An 18118-nucleotide genomic window follows, 5' to 3' on the forward strand; every position below is an offset into this window, starting at 1 on the left:
AAGCATCTAATGACAATGAAAAAAGTAATGACGATTGCCGGATCCGATACAAGCGGAGGCGCCGGCATTCAGGCAGATTTAAAAACATTCCAAGAGCTCGGCGTCTATGGCATGACAGCGCTGACAACGATTGTGACAATGGATCCTAAAAACCACTGGCATCATAATGTGTTCCCAATTGCAATTGAGACATTGGAAGTACAATTAGAAACAATCCTTTCGGTCGGAATTGACGCGATGAAGACAGGCATGCTCGGATCAGTTGAAATCATTGAATTAGCAGCCAAAGTAATTGATGAAAATAAATTGGACAAAGTCGTCATTGACCCTGTTATGGTATGTAAAGGGGAAGATGAAGTGCTTCATCCGGAAACAGCGGAAGCTTTAAGAGAAGTGCTTGTCCCGCGAGCAACAGTCGTTACGCCAAATCTTTTTGAAGCGTGGCAGCTTGCAAAAACAGGTCCAATCAAAACAATTGATGATATGAAAGAAGCTGCAGCAAAAATCCATGAACTTGGTGCAAAATATGTGCTCATAAAAGGCGGAAGCAAACTGCAGCATGAAAAAGCAGTCGACCTTCTATATGACGGAAAAGAGTATCAATTTTTAGAGTCTGAAAAAATCGATACAACCTATACTCACGGAGCCGGTTGTACGTATTCTGCCGCTATTACTGCAGAACTGGCAAAAGGAAAGACTGTTTTTGAAGCTGTGAAACTAGCAAAAGATTTTATTACGGAAGCAATTCGCCACGGCTTTAAATTAAACCAATATGTCGGACCGACTATGCATTGCGCATACCGCAAATTTGGCGCAGGCCGTCTTGAACATGCTGCAAATTAAGTAATGACTGCAACTTAAACCACGGTGCCGCCCTCGATTTTCATCAAAAGCAAAGAGGCTGTCTTTTAAGGGTCTGACCCCATGTGTATTATCAATATATAGCACATTTATCCAACATTAAGTCCTATATATTGTGTTATGGGGTCTGACCCTTAGGCTTTTAAGACGGCCTTTTTTTTTAGGACCTTGCCCTTATTTTGCGTTAAAGCAGTAAAGTATAGAGGGACTGTCCCTCTATTGAATTCATCATCCGCTCTGATAAGCGTCAGTTTCGCATTTGTGAGCAATTTTTAGTATGATAAATAAAAAGCGCAAGCGTTTTCGGAACAAGCGTAATTTATTCCTGAGATAATTTTTCTAAAAGCGGCGATCCCGTTCTGATAGATATTTTTGTGTTGAAAGGAGAACTCTCCGATGGAACCTGTGATTTCTGAAAAAGTTCAAAATGAAATCAATTCATTTGCCAATAAAAAGGTTTATTTGCATTTAGAAACAACCAATGGGGCATATGCTTCCCACTATAATCAATCCATTTTTTCTGCTGGAGCTTTTATCCGAAATGCCCAAATTCAATACGAACACGGGAAAATTACCGGAAATGGCCCATACCGTGTTGGACTTAAAATGGAATTTGGATGGGTGTATGCAGAAGGAATTACCCATTTTGAAATCGACGAAAACGGGCGGCTTTTGCTCGCCGGCCATGATTTTAACGGCAAACTCGCAGTAGCGCTGCAAATCAGCCTGACCCCATTTGAATAATCAAAACATTTGAAAGGAGCATAAAAGTGGAGAATGAACGGCAAATATTAATTGTTTTCCCCCATCCTGACGATGAAGCATTTGGTGTTTCCGGCACAATTGCCTCATATACCCGAAATGGGATACCTGTAACATATGCATGTCTGACACTCGGAGAAATGGGGCGGAATATGGGAAATCCCCCGTTTGCTAACAGGGAGAGTCTTCCGAAAATCCGAAAGCAGGAGCTTCAGGAAGCTGCAAAAATTCTCGGCATTAAAGACTTAAGAATGATGGGATTAAGAGATAAAACGATTGAGTTTGAGGATGAAGAGAAATTGACGAAAATGATATCTTCTCTCATTGAGGAATTAAATCCATCGTTAATTATCACGTTTTATCCTGGCTATTCTGTACACCCCGACCATGATGCAACAGGTGCCGCAGTTGTCAGAGCAGTTGAGCGGATACCGGAACAAGACCGGCCGAAACTCCATTGCGTTGCCTTCTCCAACAATTGCGAGGAGGAATTGGGGCCACCGGATATCGTGAATGATGTCAGTGCAGTAAAAGATATAAAAATGAAAGCTATGAAAGCCCATAAGTCACAAACGCAGGCTATGACAGCAGAAATGGAGGAAAAACTGAAAAAGAATGATCCACAAGTTCTCGCTTGGCTGCAAAACGAAAGATTTTGGACGTATAATTTTTCTGCTCCAACAAATACTTTTCATCCGCCTTTGTAAAAAACGAGCAGGAGGGCGGTGTCTAACCTCCCCTGCTCCGCCAGTTGAAGAAAAGCTGACCGAAAACAAGCGACAACCTCTGTATGTGAGGTCAAATATGATCGGTCAGCTTCTTTACTTTACATTAGATGTTTTGCAAGTTCTTCTTTTTCCTCATCAGATAGCATCTGTTCAGCCATAGGGAAGAGGACATTTTCTTCTTTCATAAAATGCTCAGTTAAAATCAAATATGCGTTGATGACATAGGAAGCTAATTCTTTTGCCTCCTCCTTGTTCACTTCCTCATCTAACATTTTTGTTTTTTCAAGAAATGCGGCAATATTCCGTTTTGCTTGGTCGTGTTCATACTCCATTACTGCAATAGGACCAGTCGTGTTTCCGATATACTTCGACATCATTGGAAACAGTACGCCTTCTTCACGCTCCGAATGCGGGTCAAGATGAGAAAGAAATAATGTTACTTTTTCGCGCAGCTGCAATAATTCTTCTTTCCAATTCGATTGTTCATCATTATTTCCAATTTGCTTCGCAGCATCAAATAATGCCTGTTTTTCCTCATTTAATGGTCCATGCTCAGCTACTAATTGCTGAAGAGCAGGACATAAAGCTACCGAACCATTTTGCAACATATGGCAAGGAGAAAATTCCATCGCGATTACCTCCTAAAATGTCTATGTTTCTTATTGTATAAATGATTTCAAAGAAATGATGTGACTTTCATCACTGAATGCCCTTTCAATATGTTTTTTCATTTTATATATTTGAATACAGAAATCAAGCGATGAAAATATCGAGTTGGCCAGTTGGGGTTTCGTTAGACCGATTAGAAAAATCTGTTGTATTGATGCAAAAAACTTTTTCAAAAATGAGTGATTACTCACTTTACAAACTTTCTATTTCAATTTAATCTGTAAGTGAGTGATTACTCACATTAAAAAATGAGGTGAAACTATGCGAAATGATGAAGTCATTGTTTCCACAAGGAATGTTTTTAAGTCATTCGGTAAACAGAATGTCTTAAAAGATATTAACCTGGAAATTATTCGCGGGGAAATATTCGGCCTTCTTGGCCCATCCGGTGCAGGCAAAACAACACTCGTAAAGCAGCTGGTGGGGCTTGATTTGCCAACAAGCGGAGAAAATTTTGTTTTTCAAAAACGGATGCCTTCTTTGTCTCTTATTGAAAGAATCGGTTATATGGCTCAATCCGATGCGTTATACGGGGAACTTTCAGCAAAAGAAAACCTTGAATTCTTTGCAGCACTATATGGATTAAAAGGAAAGCGGCGTCAAACAAGAATAAAAGAAGTGATGGAAATTGTCGAGTTATCAGAGCATCTCAACAAACTCGTTTCCAATTATTCAGGCGGAATGAAACGGCGTTTATCGCTGGCGATTGCCCTGCTTCATGAGCCCGAACTTCTTATCCTTGATGAGCCTACTGTCGGCATTGATCCGGTTCTCAGAAAAAACATTTGGAACTCTTTTTATGATCTTAAGAAAAAAGGCACAACATTAATTGTTACCACACATGTGATGGATGAAGCGGAAAAATGTGACCGGCTCGGAATGATTCGCAACGGGGAACTAATCGCAGTCGGAACCCCTGATGAATTGAAGATAAACACAAATACTGCAACTCTTGAAGAAGCCTTTCTAGTATATGGAGGTGTGGAGTCATGAGAGTAGGTGCGCTGATCATCCGTATTTTACGGCAATTTATCCGCGACAAACGAACTATGGCTTTAATGATTTTTGCCCCGATTTTAGTTCTGACAATGCTTCATCTCGTTTTTAACGGAAAGGACTACGAGCCGAAAATCGGACTCGTCAATGTTCCACAGGCTGTTCAAGATCAATTAAACTTACAAAATGCGCATCTATCAAATTATAAAAATAGTAAACTAGCAAAAAAAGAACTTGAGGAAAAAAAGCTGGACGCTTACATTGTGTTTGATCGGCAAATCCCGTCCATCATGCTCGAAGGAAGCGACCCTAGTGTCAATGGAGCTGTTTTAAAATGGTTCCAAGAAGCATTCAAGCCTCTTCAGCAAACTGGAACAACAATGGAACCATACATCAGCTATTTGCATGGGTCCAAAGATATGGGGCAGTTTGATTACTTTGGGCCGGTGCTGCTCGGATTTTTTGTCTTTTTCTTCGTATTCTTGATTGCCGGAGTTTCATTCTTAAGGGAAAGAACAACCGGTACGTTGGAAAGGCTTCTATCAAGCCCGCTGCGCCGCTGGGAAATACTCACTGGTTATATTCTCGGCTTTGGAATTTTTACGATGCTTCAGGCTGGGATTATTGCTTGGTACGCCATTTATGTCCTCGGTATGTTAATGGAAGGGTCATTTGGCTATGTCTTGCTGATCACTTTGCTTTTGTCCTTGACAGCTTTAACACTTGGAATCTTTCTGTCGGCATTTGCAAATAATGAATTGCAAATGATTCAATTCATTCCGATCGTCGTAGTGCCGCAAATTTTCTTCTCCGGATTGTTTAACCTTGAAACCATTTCCAAATGGTTAAGCTGGATTGGACCGTTCACTCCGCTCTATTATGGCGCGGATGCACTCCGAGATGTCATGGTTAGGGGATACGGCTGGAATGATATTTATGTTGATTTACTCGTCCTTGCAGGTTTTTCTGCCATATTTATCACGTTAAATATTTTTGCGTTAAAGAAGTACAGGAAGATTTAAGAACGCTGGCTTTTTCCGTATTAATCTTTATAAAATAAAAAATGTATATTTACTTTGAAGGAGCACATGATGTACAACAGAGATTTTATAATGGAAGAACTTTTTGAGGATGAAGAAGGGCTGACAGAAAAACAGAAAAAAATAATCATTGCGGCAATTGAGTCTTTTTCTGAAAAGGGCTATGCAGCAACTTCAACAAGTGAAATAGCCAAAAAAGCAGGAGTCGCCGAAGGCACCATTTTCAGGCATTATAAAACGAAAAAAGATTTACTTGTATCCATTGTCGCCCCGATGATAGCGAAATTCATTGCGCCATTCGTCATTAAAGATTTATATAAAGTCCTTGACCAGCAGTTTGAGCGATTTGAAGATTTTTTAAAAGCAATGATTGAAAACCGGGCAGAGTTTTTAAAGAACAACTTGCCGATGTTTAAAATTTTTATCCAAGAGATTCCTTTTCACCCTGAACTGAAAGCATTGTTTAAAGAACATATCGTAAATAAGGTCTATGAACGGTTCTCAGAGCTTATTAAACATTATCAGGATAGAGGGCAGATTATCGAACTTCCTGCCTACAGCATTGTCAGGCTTGTTGTTTCTTCTATTTTCGGCTATTTGTTTGGTCGTTATCTGTTATTTCCGGAAGCAGATTGGGATGACGAGGCTGAAATTGAACGGACCATCGATTTCATCATGCATGGATTGAAACCAAAAAACTAAACTTATTAAGAGGGTCTGGCCCCACTGTGCTTTAAAATATTAAAGGCCTGGATGCACAATAGCAGCCAGGCCTTTAGTTTGTTAATGCAGTTAAATATTTTTGAGTTTGTTGAATTGTTCCGCTTTAGCGCCTTGTTATTTCAAATCAGACAGTGATATTTTATATAGTTTATCATCGTCCACATCAGGGGTTCCGCGGCCGTCTGTGTTATTGCTGACAAAGTAAAGATCGTTTCCATCAATAAAGACATCGCGGATTCGTCCAAGGCCGCTGACAACTTCTCTTGTCGTCCTTTTTTCTAAATCAAACTCTCTTACAGCGTTCCCCCGCAATGTTGCAACGTAAAGTTTGCCATTACGATAAACCATACCGGATGGCGCCCATGTATCTTCACCGGATTGAAAGAGAGGCGGAGTCATTCCTTCTTTCTTTTCTTCGCCTTGAATGACAGGCCATCCATAGTTTCCACCTGCTTTTATAAGGTTAATTTCATCGTGGCCAGACGGTCCGTGTTCACTTTCATACAGGGTTCCATCAGGGCTCCAGGCAAGCCCCTGAGGATTTCGGTGACCGTAGCTGTAGGTGTAGGAACCGGAAATCGGATTATCATCAGGAATGGATCCATCAAGATTGAGCCGCAAAATTTTTCCACCTAGAGATCTAGGATCCTGGGCAGTTTCCGGATTGGCGGCACCGTCTCCTGCAGTAGCATACAGCTTGCCGTCAGGGCCAATTTCCAGTCTTCCACCATGATGGAATGGGCCGCTCGGGATTTGATCAAGCAAAACACGCCGTTCTCTCCAAGCCCCATCTTGCAAAACGAGTTCAATGATCCGATTGTACTGGCCGTTTTTGTCTTCGTATGTGTAATAGGCAAAAGCTTTTTTCGTTTCAGAGAAATCAGGGTCAAGCATAAAGCCGAGCAATCCTGCTTCCTCTGCACTGGCAAGCTGTTTTTCTAACTTGACCTCTTGTCTCTCTGTTTGGCCATTTTCAATTTTTACGATCCTTCCTGTTCTCTCGCTTATGTAAAAAGTGTTCCCGGTCTTGTTAATAGACCAAGGAATTTCCAGCCGATCGGCAATGATATCCGGTTGAATCACGGCGCTCACGGTTTCCTGTTCGCTAGAATCAGCGGGGAGTTGACCTTCTTCTTTCTCCCGATTATTCGAACACCCGAACAACAGCAGTAAAAGACTCAACGATAATAAGATTTTTTTCATCGTTTTTCGGGCAAGGAGACCTCTTTATAAAGTAATTGTAGTTGCGTTTAGATGAGGAGAATTGCCCTTCTCTCCTTTTCCTTTTTTTTGCATTGCTTCTTTCAGAATTTCAAAAATTACTTTGATTGCGCTCATTTCTATATAAATATTTGCTTCCCTCACGAACACTTAAAGGAGCCAGACGATTGTTTTCAATGAAATGTCTGACGGAATCGGGATTTGTCTTCGAATATTCCCGGAGCGCCCAGCCGATCGCTTTTTGTATAAAAAATTCCTTACTGTCAGCATTCATTTTAATGTATCGATAAAGAAGCTCTTCATTTGTTTTTTCCTTATATTTCAACTGAAACAAAATAGCCGTTCTTTTCAGCCATAAATGATGGCTTCCGGCCCATTTTTCAATTGTTTCTGAGATGATCACAGGGTAATCAGCTGCAATCTTGCCAACCGCTTTTTGCGCAAGCATATCAACGGTATCCCACCAGGATTTTTCCGTAATCAAGAATTCCATTAGATTTAAGTGTTCTTTGCTAAGTTTTTTCAACGATTTCTCAATATATGTTAAAGCTGTATATTGATACTCTCGTTCCGGCAATTTCCAGAGCTCTTTGACAAATTCAGGATCAAAGGGCTCATTTAAAATGCCTGTTTTCTTAAAAAATTCTTTTTCTATCTTTGTTCTTTCCGGTTTTTTGATCCCTAAAAACGGAAAGTGCCCCTTCATATATTTCTCCATCGCCGCAGCGTTCACACCATTGCGATTCAATTCCATCATTTCTTTTAACTTATTTATCAATTTCATTCTCCTTTCGGGGTCTTGTCCCCCGCTATATATTTCCATTTTAAGATGTTTCACCTGACATTTCCAATGAAATTAAAAGGTCTGACCCCCATCGCATTATAGCAATGAGGGTCAGACCCATGGTGCTCTTTTTCTTTTCTAGAAACATTGGAACGAACGGATTCTTTGCAAGTCTGTTCCGTAATACACCCATTGGTTTCCTCTCCAGCGAAAGCCCGCTACAGAATTTCTGCCAACAAAGGTTGGATAAAACCAGAAACTGCGTCCGTTATTTAACCAAATAAAAGTAAAACGATATAAACAGCGTCTTATCGCTCCTGGGTCAACCGCCTGGAGGGAGACAGATTGCTGCGGAATAAACGATGGCGGCGGCGATGTTGGCGCTCCTCCTATTTGCTGGCCTCCGCCCGGGAATGGAGCGCCTCCAAAATCATGGGAAGGATATCCATGAGTACCAGATGGCGGGGCTGTCGGATATCCATGCTGGCCTCCGGGGTACGGATAACTTCCGAAGCCTTCGGAAGGAATTCCAGGAGTGCTATATGGCGGAGTTGAAGGATATCCCTGTTGCACTCTAGGAAAAGGATAGCTTCCGAAATCATCGGAAGGATATCCGGAAGAACCATATGGCGAGGCTGTCGGATATCCATGCTCGCCTTCTGAGAATGGCAAAGTATTAAATTGACGTACTCCATCTTGAGCTGAGAAATTCGGGAAAGCTGTCGGGAAGTGTGGATAATTATTCAATTTTAAATCCCCTTTCAAAGGTTTTCCTTGTAATGTATGCAAAACGCCTATTTTAGTGAAAAAAGAATTTATACCGTTATTTCAGCCATTCTCTTAAACTCAATTGAAATTTTTTCTGTGAGCCGGTCAACCTTCGAAAAATCCATAGCTTGAACATATATTTTCTCAAGCTCATCATGTAAAGACTTTGCCAATTTTAAATAGGAAGTAGCCTCTTTCATCTTGAACCGGTATTGCTTTGACAACGCTTCAATTTTGTCAGCAAATATTTCGTCCGTGCTTGGTTCAATAATGCTTTTATACATATCGATTATCTCGTCGCCTTCCCTGCTTGGGAAGTATTCATGTGGAGCAGTGCTGTCAAAAATGCAAATGCCGAGCTCCCGAATAATTACCATATCAAGACTGTTCGGATCAAAGCCACAATGGTACACTTCCGCGTCAAATCCAGTTTCCTCTGCTTTTGCAGCTATTTTTTTCAAAAGCGTTGATTTCCCTGAGCCAGGCCGCCCTTTAATAAAATACCTTTTCGGAACATCTTCGGTTAAATTCTGAACAAAATCAACCGCTCCTTGCGGCGTTGCTGCCCCGAGGAAACGATGCTTTACAATCGATTTCTTATTAAGCACGATGTTTCCGAAAAAAGCTTCAAGGAGACTGCCGGTCAATTTGTTCGCTTTTTCAAAGTCCATATTCTCGATATAAATTTTCTCCCAATCATCGTGAATTTTTAATGCCTCTTTAAATACGGCATATGCTGATTCAAACGCCTTGCTGATGTTATTTGTATGTTTCTGAATTTCCTTTTTTTGGACGGAAAGAACATCTGCATCCCATGCTTCCCCTAAATTAATATAATTCTCAATCGCTCCCGGCACTTTCGGCTCAATCACATGGGGAGCGGTTCCATCAACAATTCCTGCTTTTAACTTCGGAATGATCACACCATCAATGGAATTATTATCAGAAGAACAATGGATATATTCGATTGTATATCCTTTTTCAAGCCATTCTGCGCCCACTTTTTTCATTATCGACGATTTACCTGTTCCCGGTCCGCCTTTCAAAATGAACAAACGGTCTAAATGCTGCAAATTTGATTCGAATAAGCTATGAAAACCACGGGCTGTATTTCCGCCGGCATAATAATTCAAAACTTTACCTGCCACTATCAGCACTCCCTCTATTCGTTTCCTGAACTGATCTTTCATCCATTAAAATATGCAAAGGTTAACAAATAGGTGAATGCCCATGAGTACAAAAAAAAGAGGCCGTCTCAAAAACCTGAGGGTCAGACCCCATAAAACAATATATAGGACATAATGTTGGATAAATGTGCTATATATTGATAATACACATGGGGTCAGACCCTTTAGAGACAACCTCTTTTACTTATTTTTTTAAATCTGCTAGTGTCCCTTCCGTCACTGTTAAAAGATCATCGACTGCTAGTTCCATTTGCACGCCGATTTTCCCAGCACTGACAACAATCGTCTCCCATTCAGAGGCTGTTGCTTCAAGGAATGTTTTATAGTGTTTCTTCATTCCGATAGGGGAACAGCCTCCTCTGATATAACCTGTTAATTTTTGAATATCTTTTACAGGAACGAGGTCTACTTTCTTTTCTCCGGCGGCTTTGGCTGCTTTTTTCAAATCCAATTCTTCTGCTACCGGGATGATAAATACATATACTTCCTTGCTTGTTCCCTGCGCTACCAGCGTTTTAAATACTTGCCGCGGATCTTTATTAATTTTTTCAGCAACGGAAACCCCGTCAATTTTTCCATCTTTATTCTCGTATGTAGAAATTTGGTAATCGATTTTCTTAGCGTCGAGTATTCGCATCGCGTTCGTTTTTGTCTGTGCCATTCTTTCGTTGCTCCCTTGCTTGTTTTCCTATATTTATTTTAGCATTCGTATTTTTTATTTCAAAAAGAAGGCACATATACTGAATCCGTGCCGACTGCACAAAGCCGCAATCGGCGCGATATTCTCCATTATTTTCTCTTCTTTTCATTGATTAACTCATTTAAATACTGTGTTAATTGATCTTTTAAATCCTCCCGCTTTAAACCTATCTCTATCGTCGCTTTTATAAAGCCTAATTTATCTCCGGCATCGTAGCGCTGTCCTTTAAAAACATGGGCAAAAACTGGTTTAAAAAGAGCAAGCTGACGAATTGCATCTGTTAACTGGATTTCATCTCCTGTTCCCGGAGGCAAGGATTTTAAGATATCAAAAATTTCGGGTTCTAAAATATACCGGCCCATAACCGCAAATTTTGACGGAGCAGTGCCAATAGCCGGTTTTTCAACAAGGCTTTTCACTTTAAAAACTTTTTCCTCAACAACATATTCCGGCTCAATTATTCCATATTTTGAAACATCCTCATCCTTAACCGGCTGCACACCTATAACAGTTCCTTTGTAATTTTGATATATTTCAATAATCTGCTTCAAGCACGGAACCTCTGCTTCTACAATGTCATCTCCAAGCAAAACTGCAAATGGTTCATTGCCAATAAAGCTTTTTGCACAATAAATTGCATGCCCCAATCCTTTTGGCTCTTTCTGTCTGACATAATGAATATTAGCAAGATTTGAAATGGAGCGGATTTCGGCGAGGAGATCTGTTTTACCTTTTTTGGCAAGTGTTTCTTCCAGTTCATATGATTTATCAAAGTGGTCTTCAATTGCTCTTTTTCCTCTTCCACTGATGATCATAATATCTTCAATTCCTGATTGGACGGCCTCTTCAACGATATATTGAATCGTAGGTTTATCAACAATTGGCAGCATTTCTTTCGGCTGCGCTTTCGTTGCAGGCAAAAAGCGGGTGCCGAGTCCTGCGGCCGGAATAATTGCTTTGCTGATTTTCATCTCTTTACCCCCTGAAATATTTTATTAAACAACATTAAAGATACCTTGTTACCAAAAATATGATGATTAAGAAGAATAAATGATTCCAAAGGGATCTTCTCTTACTTACACGGACCAGTCCCGCTATGCTTTAAAGCAACAAAGCGCGACATTAAATGAATAACTTTCTTGCGTTAGGGAAATAGTGGTAACAGAGAGAGCAATTTGTGCACATTGGCCTTAAAGTGCAGATACAATTACATGAATACCGCTTTTTATGGAGGTAGAATAATGGCTGAAAATGATAAAGTTAGCAAAACAATGCCTCAGTTTCCCGAACCGTATTGGAGGAAATCTACCAATCTTCCCTCATTTCAAAAACTGTCCGGTGACAGAGAAGCAGATGTTGTCATTGTCGGCGGCGGAATTACCGGGATCACTGCCGCTTATTTGCTCGTAAAAGAGGGACTTCAAGTTGTCCTATTAGATGCCGGAAGAATTTTAAATGGAACAACCGGCCATACGACTGCTAAAATCACAGCCCAGCATGGTCTGATTTATGATGAATTGATCAACCACTTTGGAGCAGAGAAAGCAAAGCTTTATTATCAAGCAAACATGGATGCAATAACATTTATAAAGAATACCGTAAAAGATCAGCAAATTGATTGTGATTTAAACGAAGAAGATGCCTATATTTATACAAACTCGAGCAGCTATACGCAAAAAATTATCAATGAATTGAAAGCTTATGAAAAACTGGGGATTGACGGCGAATTTCTGTCTGAAATTCCGATTCCAGTAAAAATGAAGTCAGCACTTGTCATGAAAAAACAAGCACAATTCCACCCTTTGAAATATTTATCTAGATTTGTCGAATATCTATCTAAAAACAACTGCAGCATATACGAAAATACAACTGCCGTTGACATCGAAAAAGGCGAACAGCCCGTTGTCATAACAAGAGATGGCCATAAGATCACTTGTCGAAATGTCATCATCTCTTCCCATTTTCCATTCTTTGAAAAAACCGGCGGATATTTTGCGAGGATGTATGCGGAACGTTCGTATGTTCTCGGGGTAAAAACAGAGAAAGAATATCCAGGCGGAATGTATATAAACGCTGAACAGCCGACCCGGTCTCTCCGTTATGCTGAGTTAGATGGAGAAAAACTCATCTTGTTCGGCGGCGAAAGCCATAAGACCGGACATGCCATTAACACGATTAAACACTACGAAGCTCTTGAAGCATTTGCTGAAGAAACATTCGGCATAAAGGAAATCCCATACAGATGGTCTGCCCAGGATTTAATTACATTGGACAAAGTTCCTTATATTGGACCAATCACTTCGAACAATCCAAATATTTACGTCACAACTGGCTACCGGAAATGGGGAATGACAAACGGAACGGCAGCTGCTATGTTAGTTACGGACCTCATTTTGAAAAAAGAAAACCGATATGAAAAATTATTTACACCATCCAGATTTAATGCTGATCCAAGCTTAAAGAATCTAGTATCGCAAAATGTACAGGTTGCAAAAGATCTTATTGAAGGCAAACTTGAGCTCCCTTCAAAGCACCCAGAAGATTTAGGTGATGACGAAGGAGCGGCTGTGGCTGTCAATGGCAAAAGAGCCGGAGCTTACAGAGACGAAGACGGCAAGCTCCATGTAGTAGATACGACATGTTCGCACATGGGCTGCGAATTAGAATGGAATAATGGAGAACGAACATGGGACTGTCCGTGCCACGGCTCGCGTTTTTCTTATAAAGGCGAAGTAATCGAAGGCCCTGCGGAAGTTCCTTTAAAGCAAATCGATAATATGTAGTATCTTGATTGCTATATGGAAAAAGCAATATGAGCAATGAAAGGCAAAGCAGAGGACAGTTCCTCGACCCACTAACTCTTTAAAGCAGGGCGGGACTGTTCCTCACTAAATTGTTTCTAATAAACTTTTATGGATCCATATGGCAGCCTGAGAACCTTCTCCCATGGCAATGGTTACAAGCTCTGAATGCGCACCAACGTCTCCGGCCGCCCAAACGTTTTGGATATTCGTCATTTTCGTTCTTGGATTGACAAGTATATGGTTGTTTTCGAGGACTTCCACTCCAAGTTGTCTTGCAAGGTCTGACCGGACTTCATTGCCGCCAAATGCGAGAAACGCTCGGCTGCTCATTACACTTTTCCCGCTCGCAAGCTTCACCCCTTGAAAATTCTCCCCATTTGCCATCACTTCTTTCATAGGATCATTCATATAAACAATATTTTTTGCCTTTAATTTTTCTAAAATCTCTTCATCCACTTCGGCTTGCTCATGATTAATATAAATAATTTCCTTTGTCCAATAATTTAGAGCCAGTGCCATATTCGCGCCCGGGTTTCCTGATCCCATTACAATTGTTCGTTTATTTTTTACCTCATAGCCATCGCAATCCGGACAAACAAACACACTTATCCCAAGACATGGATAAAGCGAGGGGAAGTTTGGAATTCGGTCCTTCACCCCAGTTGTAATCAAAAGCCTTTTTCCCGCATATTTCTTTCCATCCTTGCCGGTCAGAACAAAATTTCCATCAATCGATTCCGCTTTTTCGATTTTATCATCTACAAAATGAACTCCAAAGTTTTCAGCCTGTTTTTTGCCAATTTCCCTTAGCTTCGGACCGCTGATGCCGTCCGGCCAACCTAATATATTGTTATAGCCCTTGCATAAGTTGGAGCGGCCGTCGTTGGAATCAATGACAAGCACATTGTGATTATATCTTCCCAGCTGGATGGAGCTTTGCAAACCGGCAATTCCTCCACCGATGATTAAACAATCATATATCATGTGCGTTGCACCCCCCTGTCATTTCAATGGATTCTCTTTACTATCGTGTCCTCTTTTTCGGCCTGCAACACATAAAAAAACCAAAGACCATTGTATGATCTTTGGCTTAAAGATATACATTCACTTATTCATCTGATTAAGAAATTCTCCAAGCAGGGTATCAAGGTCGTTTCCCTCTTCTTCCTTTTCATCTTCTATGCCGGACTGTGAATTTATACTTTCCCAATCAATATTGGCTAAGTCGTCTTCCATTTCATTTAGATTTTTTTGAGTATTTTTTTCATTCGATTCAGTAAGTGATTGTTTTTTAGGTTTATCCGAGCTTAAAACAGACTGTTCGTCAAATTCAAAATCAGGCATTGGTTCTTCTTCCTGCAAATAAAGAGCTTGATCAATATCAGTTGCTTTACTGTTTAAAGCTGCAAGAAGGGAGACAGAACGAACTGGATCGGAAATCAGCTGATAAATGATACTCCCTAATAAAGCTTCTGAATGCTCATGTTTGAGCCAGTCCCGCTGAACTTTGTTCAGTTTCTGCGGAAGAGGGATGCTAATCGTTTCCCGTTCTTTAGAAAGTGACTGGCTGACACCTTGGATCACGAATTCAGCAATTTTACTCGAAAAATTTCTCTTCTCTGTTTCTTTCAATTTCTGCAGTTGTTTGACAATGTGGTCAGGAGTATCCGAAGGTATGCGAAAGGCAATTGTTTGGCCCCTTTTAATCCCGTTTGATGCTGATTTGCTCATAATATCACCTTATTTTAAGCCTCCACAGGTTTTTGTTCCTCTCCCTTTTTCTCTTTAGCTGTAGCTTTTTGTTCCTCTCCTTTTTTCTCATTAGCTGCAGTTGTTCTACGAACATAATCTGAAATTAATTTATAATAAGCATTCGCCATCATCCAAATGCTTTCCTTCTCATCTTCAAAAAAATCAATATTGTACCCATCCAAATTATTATTCAGGGTTTTAATATAATCTTTTAGAATAATAGAACCTCCGCCTACAAAGTAACATATTTCTGTCTGGGAATTCTTTTGCCACATATTTCGTAAAAGTCGATACTGCTTTTTCGCCAAATCAAGGAGGATCCGGTCAACAATATCATGGACACTTGTACGGCTGCCTCTTACCATAATATGATTGCGATCATTCTTTTTTGTAATAATTTCCACGACATCGCGCCGGCTGTCCAATTCTACTCCGTGCCGGGAGCGAATCTCTTCCCTGATTGCTTCTAAAGCTTCAGAAACGCCAAGATTAAACCCTTGAGCTTTATCATCATCAACTTTTCGGTCTTTAATAACAGCGATATCCGTTGATAACCCGCCAATATCCTGGATCAGGATTCTTTTATTAATTAAATCTTTATTGATAATGTTCAAATCATTATCCATTACAAGGTTTATAAATGCAGCAAAGCCTTCAGGATACACCTTCACTTCGTCAAATCTAATATTTACTTTTAAACCTTGGTATCTAGGAGTGATTAAAAACTCAACTTGGTGAACAGAGCCTAATAACTTCGAGCGGTAGCCGGTATCTTTTCCTTCTTTTACTTCACGGAGAGGCAAGCCTGTACCTAAAATATAATTCGCATCGATGACATTTTTCGACTTTGGAAACACATTGGAATTTTCCGGCCGGGCTGCATCCAAAGCAAGAGAAGCAAACAGCATGACCAATGTTTGATCCTCCAATGACTTGCTTGAGCCGGGATCTAATTCGGTAGCATTATCGCTTTTTGTCGCTAAATGGCCGACACGATAAATCACATTATTTTCATTTAGAGCAGGAGAGTGCACTTTTATATGAATACCTTCCAATGGATCTTTACTGTCTAATTCGTCTATGCCAATTACTGGCCTGTCCTCTATATCTCTAGCAATCACATTCGGAATGTTCAACTCATAATCGAATTTTCCAAATATCGCTTTTAAAGAATCATTACCAACGTCTACAGCTGCAATTCTGCTATTTCTCATTTAAGAATCCTCCCTTTCTATCATTAGCCTTTTGTTTAGCTTATATGACTATGAGAGAGGATTCAATTATCTTGGAAAATATTAACGAAAACGTAAACATGTAAACGCGAATGTAAACTTAAAAACAAAACTGTAAACATGTCGAATTTTATAGAAGCAAACACTTTTGCAAACATGCAAACAAATATGTTTACAAATGTAAACAATATGTAAACATGCAAACAAAAATGTTTACATCTGCAAACAATATGCAAACATGCAAACATTTTTGTTTACACAGAAAAATTGCAAAAAACGAGCATGAGTTTAAAAAACTCCCAACCCTAACCTGGAAATGGCTTTCATTATAAGCGTTAAATAACGCGATTCATCTTTACCGTTCGGCTTAGACAATGGAGTCTTCCAACTGTTTAAGTTAAAATAAAAATATAACAATCAAAGGGAGATGAAGGAAAATTGAAAGATGAAATCATTAAGAGGTTTACTACTTATGTGAAGGTAGACACGCAGTCCAATGATGAGAGTAATACATGTCCTTCCACGCCTGGACAGCTGACCCTTGCCAACAGGCTGGTGGAAGAATTAAAAGCGATCGGGATGGAAGAAGTGACAATTGATGAAAACGGATATGTAATGGCAACACTCCCTTCCAATACAGAAAAACAAGTGCCTACAATCGGATTTTTGGCACATGTTGATACAGCGACCGATTTTACCGGCGCCGGCGTTAAACCGCAAATTGTTGAAAGCTATGATGGCAATGATATTGTTTTAAATGAAGAATTACAGATCGTGCTGTCTCCGAAAGACTTCCCAAACCTTCTCCAATATAAGGGCCACACGTTAATCACAACAGACGGAACGACTCTTCTCGGCGCTGATAACAAAGCCGGCATTGCTGAAATTATGACAGCAATGGCTTATTTGATAAACCATCCGGAAATTAAGCACGGAAAAGTAAGAGTAGCTTTCACGCCTGATGAAGAAATTGGCAGAGGTCCTCACAAATTTGATGTGGCCGCTTTTAACGCCAAGTTTGCATATACGGTAGACGGAGGTCCGCTCGGAGAACTAGAGTACGAGAGCTTCAACGCTGCCGCTGCAAAAATTACGATTAAAGGAAGAAACATTCATCCTGGATCAGCCAAAGGGAAGATGGTGAACTCTGCTAAAATCGCCATGGAATTGCACAGAAAGCTTCCGGCGAGTGAGGCACCTGAATATACAGAAGGATATGAAGGGTTCTATCATTTGATTTCTATCAATGGCGACGTGGAACAAACAAAGCTGCACTACATAATCAGGGATTTTGATAGGGACAGCTTCAATGCAAGAAAAGCCACGATCGAAAAAATTGTGAATGAATTTAGAGAAATTTACGGAAAAGACAACATTATTCTGGAGTTAAAAGATCAATATTATAACATGAGAGAAAAAATTGAACCGGTAAAAGAGATTGTCGACATTGCTTATCAGGCAATGAAGAATTTGGGAATTCAGCCAATTATTAAGCCAATCCGCGGCGGCACAGACGGTTCGCAGCTGTCTTTTATGGGATTGCCGACTCCAAATATTTTTACAGGCGGAGAAAACTATCATGGAAAATATGAATATATTTCCGTCGATAACATGATCAAAGCAACAAATGTAATTATTGAGATCATTAAACTATTTGAACAAAGAGCTTAAAAAAAGTGTCAGGCACCATCAATAGGCAAATGTCCTATACGTACATTATGAGTTAAACTAACTATCCATATTGATTAATAACGAACATTTACATCCTTTATCAAAAAATAGCCCTCTAAAGTAGGGCTATTTTTTAATAAAGCAATAAGGAATTTCTCTTATATTTAACATTTTTATACAGTTTTCATTAAAATCTATAACACGAATATACACCTTATTA

General features: G+C 40.0%; 18 protein-coding genes. 8 read left to right on the forward strand and 10 right to left on the reverse strand.

The window, feature by feature from the left end; all coding sequences use genetic code 11:
• Positions 1-9 precede the first annotated feature (9 nt).
• The 3 genes from pdxK to bshB2 all read left to right on the forward strand — a co-directional run bounded on the left by pdxK (position 10) and on the right by bshB2 (position 2330).
• Positions 10-843, forward strand: a complete 834-nt coding sequence (gene pdxK / locus BMMGA3_RS15770) for a pyridoxine/pyridoxal/pyridoxamine kinase (RefSeq protein WP_003346918.1) — start codon at positions 10-12, stop codon at positions 841-843.
• A gap of 414 nt (positions 844-1257) precedes the next feature.
• The gene (locus BMMGA3_RS15775) at positions 1258-1605 is read left to right on the forward strand and encodes a YojF family protein (RefSeq protein WP_003346919.1); all 348 of its coding nucleotides are present in this window, start codon (positions 1258-1260) and stop codon (positions 1603-1605) included.
• Positions 1606-1631: 26 nt separating this feature from the next.
• A complete protein-coding gene (gene bshB2, locus BMMGA3_RS15780) occupies positions 1632-2330 on the forward strand; it encodes a bacillithiol biosynthesis deacetylase BshB2 (RefSeq protein ID WP_003346920.1) in 699 nt (232 codons plus the stop codon).
• Positions 2331-2449: 119 nt separating this feature from the next.
• Here bshB2 and BMMGA3_RS15785 read toward each other — a convergent pair whose 3' ends face one another.
• Positions 2450-2980, reverse strand: coding sequence for a hemerythrin domain-containing protein (locus BMMGA3_RS15785; RefSeq protein ID WP_003346922.1), 531 nt, complete (start codon positions 2978-2980; stop codon positions 2450-2452).
• A gap of 301 nt (positions 2981-3281) precedes the next feature.
• Here BMMGA3_RS15785 and BMMGA3_RS15790 point away from each other — a divergent pair, with 301 nt between their 5' ends.
• The 3 genes from BMMGA3_RS15790 to BMMGA3_RS15800 all read left to right on the forward strand — a co-directional run bounded on the left by BMMGA3_RS15790 (position 3282) and on the right by BMMGA3_RS15800 (position 5758).
• Complete coding sequence (locus BMMGA3_RS15790) at positions 3282-4013, forward strand: ABC transporter ATP-binding protein (RefSeq protein WP_003346923.1); 732 nt, start codon at positions 3282-3284, stop codon at positions 4011-4013.
• Positions 4010-5038, forward strand: a complete 1029-nt coding sequence (locus BMMGA3_RS15795; protein WP_003346925.1) for an ABC transporter permease — start codon at positions 4010-4012, stop codon at positions 5036-5038. Before BMMGA3_RS15790 ends, BMMGA3_RS15795 begins: the two co-directional genes overlap by 4 nt.
• 69 nt (positions 5039-5107) lie before the next feature.
• On the forward strand, positions 5108-5758 hold the full coding sequence (locus BMMGA3_RS15800) for a TetR/AcrR family transcriptional regulator (protein WP_003346928.1): 651 nt from the start codon (positions 5108-5110) through the stop codon (positions 5756-5758).
• 135 nt (positions 5759-5893) lie between these two features.
• On the opposite strand, the gene BMMGA3_RS15805 is transcribed toward BMMGA3_RS15800, so the two are convergent.
• The 6 genes from BMMGA3_RS15805 to galU all read right to left on the reverse strand — a co-directional run bounded on the left by BMMGA3_RS15805 (position 5894) and on the right by galU (position 11410).
• On the reverse strand, positions 5894-6982 hold the full coding sequence (locus BMMGA3_RS15805; RefSeq protein ID WP_003346929.1) for a PQQ-dependent sugar dehydrogenase: 1089 nt from the start codon (positions 6980-6982) through the stop codon (positions 5894-5896).
• A gap of 109 nt (positions 6983-7091) precedes the next feature.
• Positions 7092-7784 carry a DNA alkylation repair protein gene (locus tag BMMGA3_RS15810; protein WP_034669173.1) on the reverse strand — a complete coding sequence of 231 codons (693 nt, stop codon included), beginning with the start codon at positions 7782-7784 and terminating at the stop codon, positions 7092-7094.
• Positions 7785-7922: 138 nt separating this feature from the next.
• Positions 7923-8531 (reverse strand): hypothetical protein, encoded by a 609-nt coding sequence (locus BMMGA3_RS15815; protein WP_155815493.1) that lies wholly within the window; start codon positions 8529-8531, stop codon positions 7923-7925.
• Positions 8532-8599: 68 nt separating this feature from the next.
• Positions 8600-9700: a PRK06851 family protein gene (locus tag BMMGA3_RS15820; RefSeq protein ID WP_003346939.1), complete on the reverse strand. Its 1101-nt coding sequence runs from the start codon at positions 9698-9700 to the stop codon at positions 8600-8602.
• A gap of 223 nt (positions 9701-9923) precedes the next feature.
• On the reverse strand, positions 9924-10400 hold the full coding sequence (gene ybaK / locus BMMGA3_RS15825; RefSeq protein ID WP_003346941.1) for a Cys-tRNA(Pro) deacylase: 477 nt from the start codon (positions 10398-10400) through the stop codon (positions 9924-9926).
• Between the two features lie 128 nt (positions 10401-10528).
• On the reverse strand, positions 10529-11410 hold the full coding sequence (galU, locus tag BMMGA3_RS15830) for a UTP--glucose-1-phosphate uridylyltransferase GalU (RefSeq protein ID WP_003346943.1): 882 nt from the start codon (positions 11408-11410) through the stop codon (positions 10529-10531).
• A gap of 270 nt (positions 11411-11680) precedes the next feature.
• Between galU and BMMGA3_RS15835 the strand changes: the two genes are divergently transcribed.
• The gene (locus tag BMMGA3_RS15835; protein ID WP_003346945.1) at positions 11681-13222 is read left to right on the forward strand and encodes an FAD-dependent oxidoreductase; all 1542 of its coding nucleotides are present in this window, start codon (positions 11681-11683) and stop codon (positions 13220-13222) included.
• 105 nt (positions 13223-13327) lie between these two features.
• Here BMMGA3_RS15835 and BMMGA3_RS15840 read toward each other — a convergent pair whose 3' ends face one another.
• The 3 genes from BMMGA3_RS15840 to BMMGA3_RS15850 form a co-directional block, all read right to left on the reverse strand.
• Entirely contained in the window at positions 13328-14227 is a 900-nt protein-coding gene (locus tag BMMGA3_RS15840; protein ID WP_003346947.1) for an NAD(P)/FAD-dependent oxidoreductase, read from the reverse strand.
• 120 nt (positions 14228-14347) lie between these two features.
• Positions 14348-14974, reverse strand: a complete 627-nt coding sequence (locus BMMGA3_RS15845) for a hypothetical protein (RefSeq protein ID WP_003346955.1) — start codon at positions 14972-14974, stop codon at positions 14348-14350.
• Between the two features lie 14 nt (positions 14975-14988).
• Positions 14989-16209: a ParM/StbA family protein gene (locus tag BMMGA3_RS15850; RefSeq protein ID WP_003346958.1), complete on the reverse strand. Its 1221-nt coding sequence runs from the start codon at positions 16207-16209 to the stop codon at positions 14989-14991.
• 456 nt (positions 16210-16665) lie between these two features.
• On the opposite strand from BMMGA3_RS15850, the gene pepT reads away from it, so the two are divergent.
• On the forward strand, positions 16666-17898 hold the full coding sequence (gene pepT, locus BMMGA3_RS15855) for a peptidase T (RefSeq protein WP_003346961.1): 1233 nt from the start codon (positions 16666-16668) through the stop codon (positions 17896-17898).
• Positions 17899-18118: the final 220 nt, after the last annotated feature.

It is taken from the genome of Bacillus methanolicus MGA3 (assembly GCF_000724485.1).
GTDB lineage: Bacteria > Bacillota > Bacilli > Bacillales > Cytobacillaceae > Bacillus_Z > Bacillus_Z methanolicus_A.

Bases quoted from the DNA above. Each gene is read 5' to 3' on its own strand.
- BMMGA3_RS15810 (WP_034669173.1), bottom strand. From the start codon at position 7,784: ATGAAATTGATAAATAAGTTAAAAGAAATGATGGAATTGAATCGCAAT.
- pdxK (WP_003346918.1), top strand. From the start codon at position 10: ATGACAATGAAAAAAGTAATGACGATTGCCGGATCCGATACAAGCGGA.
- BMMGA3_RS15805 (WP_003346929.1), bottom strand. From the start codon at position 6,982: ATGAAAAAAATCTTATTATCGTTGAGTCTTTTACTGCTGTTGTTCGGG.
- BMMGA3_RS15790 (WP_003346923.1), top strand. From the start codon at position 3,282: ATGCGAAATGATGAAGTCATTGTTTCCACAAGGAATGTTTTTAAGTCA.
- BMMGA3_RS15835 (WP_003346945.1), top strand. From the start codon at position 11,681: ATGGCTGAAAATGATAAAGTTAGCAAAACAATGCCTCAGTTTCCCGAA.
- BMMGA3_RS15800 (WP_003346928.1), top strand. From the start codon at position 5,108: ATGTACAACAGAGATTTTATAATGGAAGAACTTTTTGAGGATGAAGAA.
- BMMGA3_RS15795 (WP_003346925.1), top strand. From the start codon at position 4,010: ATGAGAGTAGGTGCGCTGATCATCCGTATTTTACGGCAATTTATCCGC.
- ybaK (WP_003346941.1), bottom strand. From the start codon at position 10,400: ATGGCACAGACAAAAACGAACGCGATGCGAATACTCGACGCTAAGAAA.
- galU (WP_003346943.1), bottom strand. From the start codon at position 11,410: ATGAAAATCAGCAAAGCAATTATTCCGGCCGCAGGACTCGGCACCCGC.
- BMMGA3_RS15785 (WP_003346922.1), bottom strand. From the start codon at position 2,980: ATGGAATTTTCTCCTTGCCATATGTTGCAAAATGGTTCGGTAGCTTTA.
- BMMGA3_RS15775 (WP_003346919.1), top strand. From the start codon at position 1,258: ATGGAACCTGTGATTTCTGAAAAAGTTCAAAATGAAATCAATTCATTT.
- BMMGA3_RS15840 (WP_003346947.1), bottom strand. From the start codon at position 14,227: ATGATATATGATTGTTTAATCATCGGTGGAGGAATTGCCGGTTTGCAA.
- BMMGA3_RS15845 (WP_003346955.1), bottom strand. From the start codon at position 14,974: ATGAGCAAATCAGCATCAAACGGGATTAAAAGGGGCCAAACAATTGCC.
- BMMGA3_RS15850 (WP_003346958.1), bottom strand. From the start codon at position 16,209: ATGAGAAATAGCAGAATTGCAGCTGTAGACGTTGGTAATGATTCTTTA.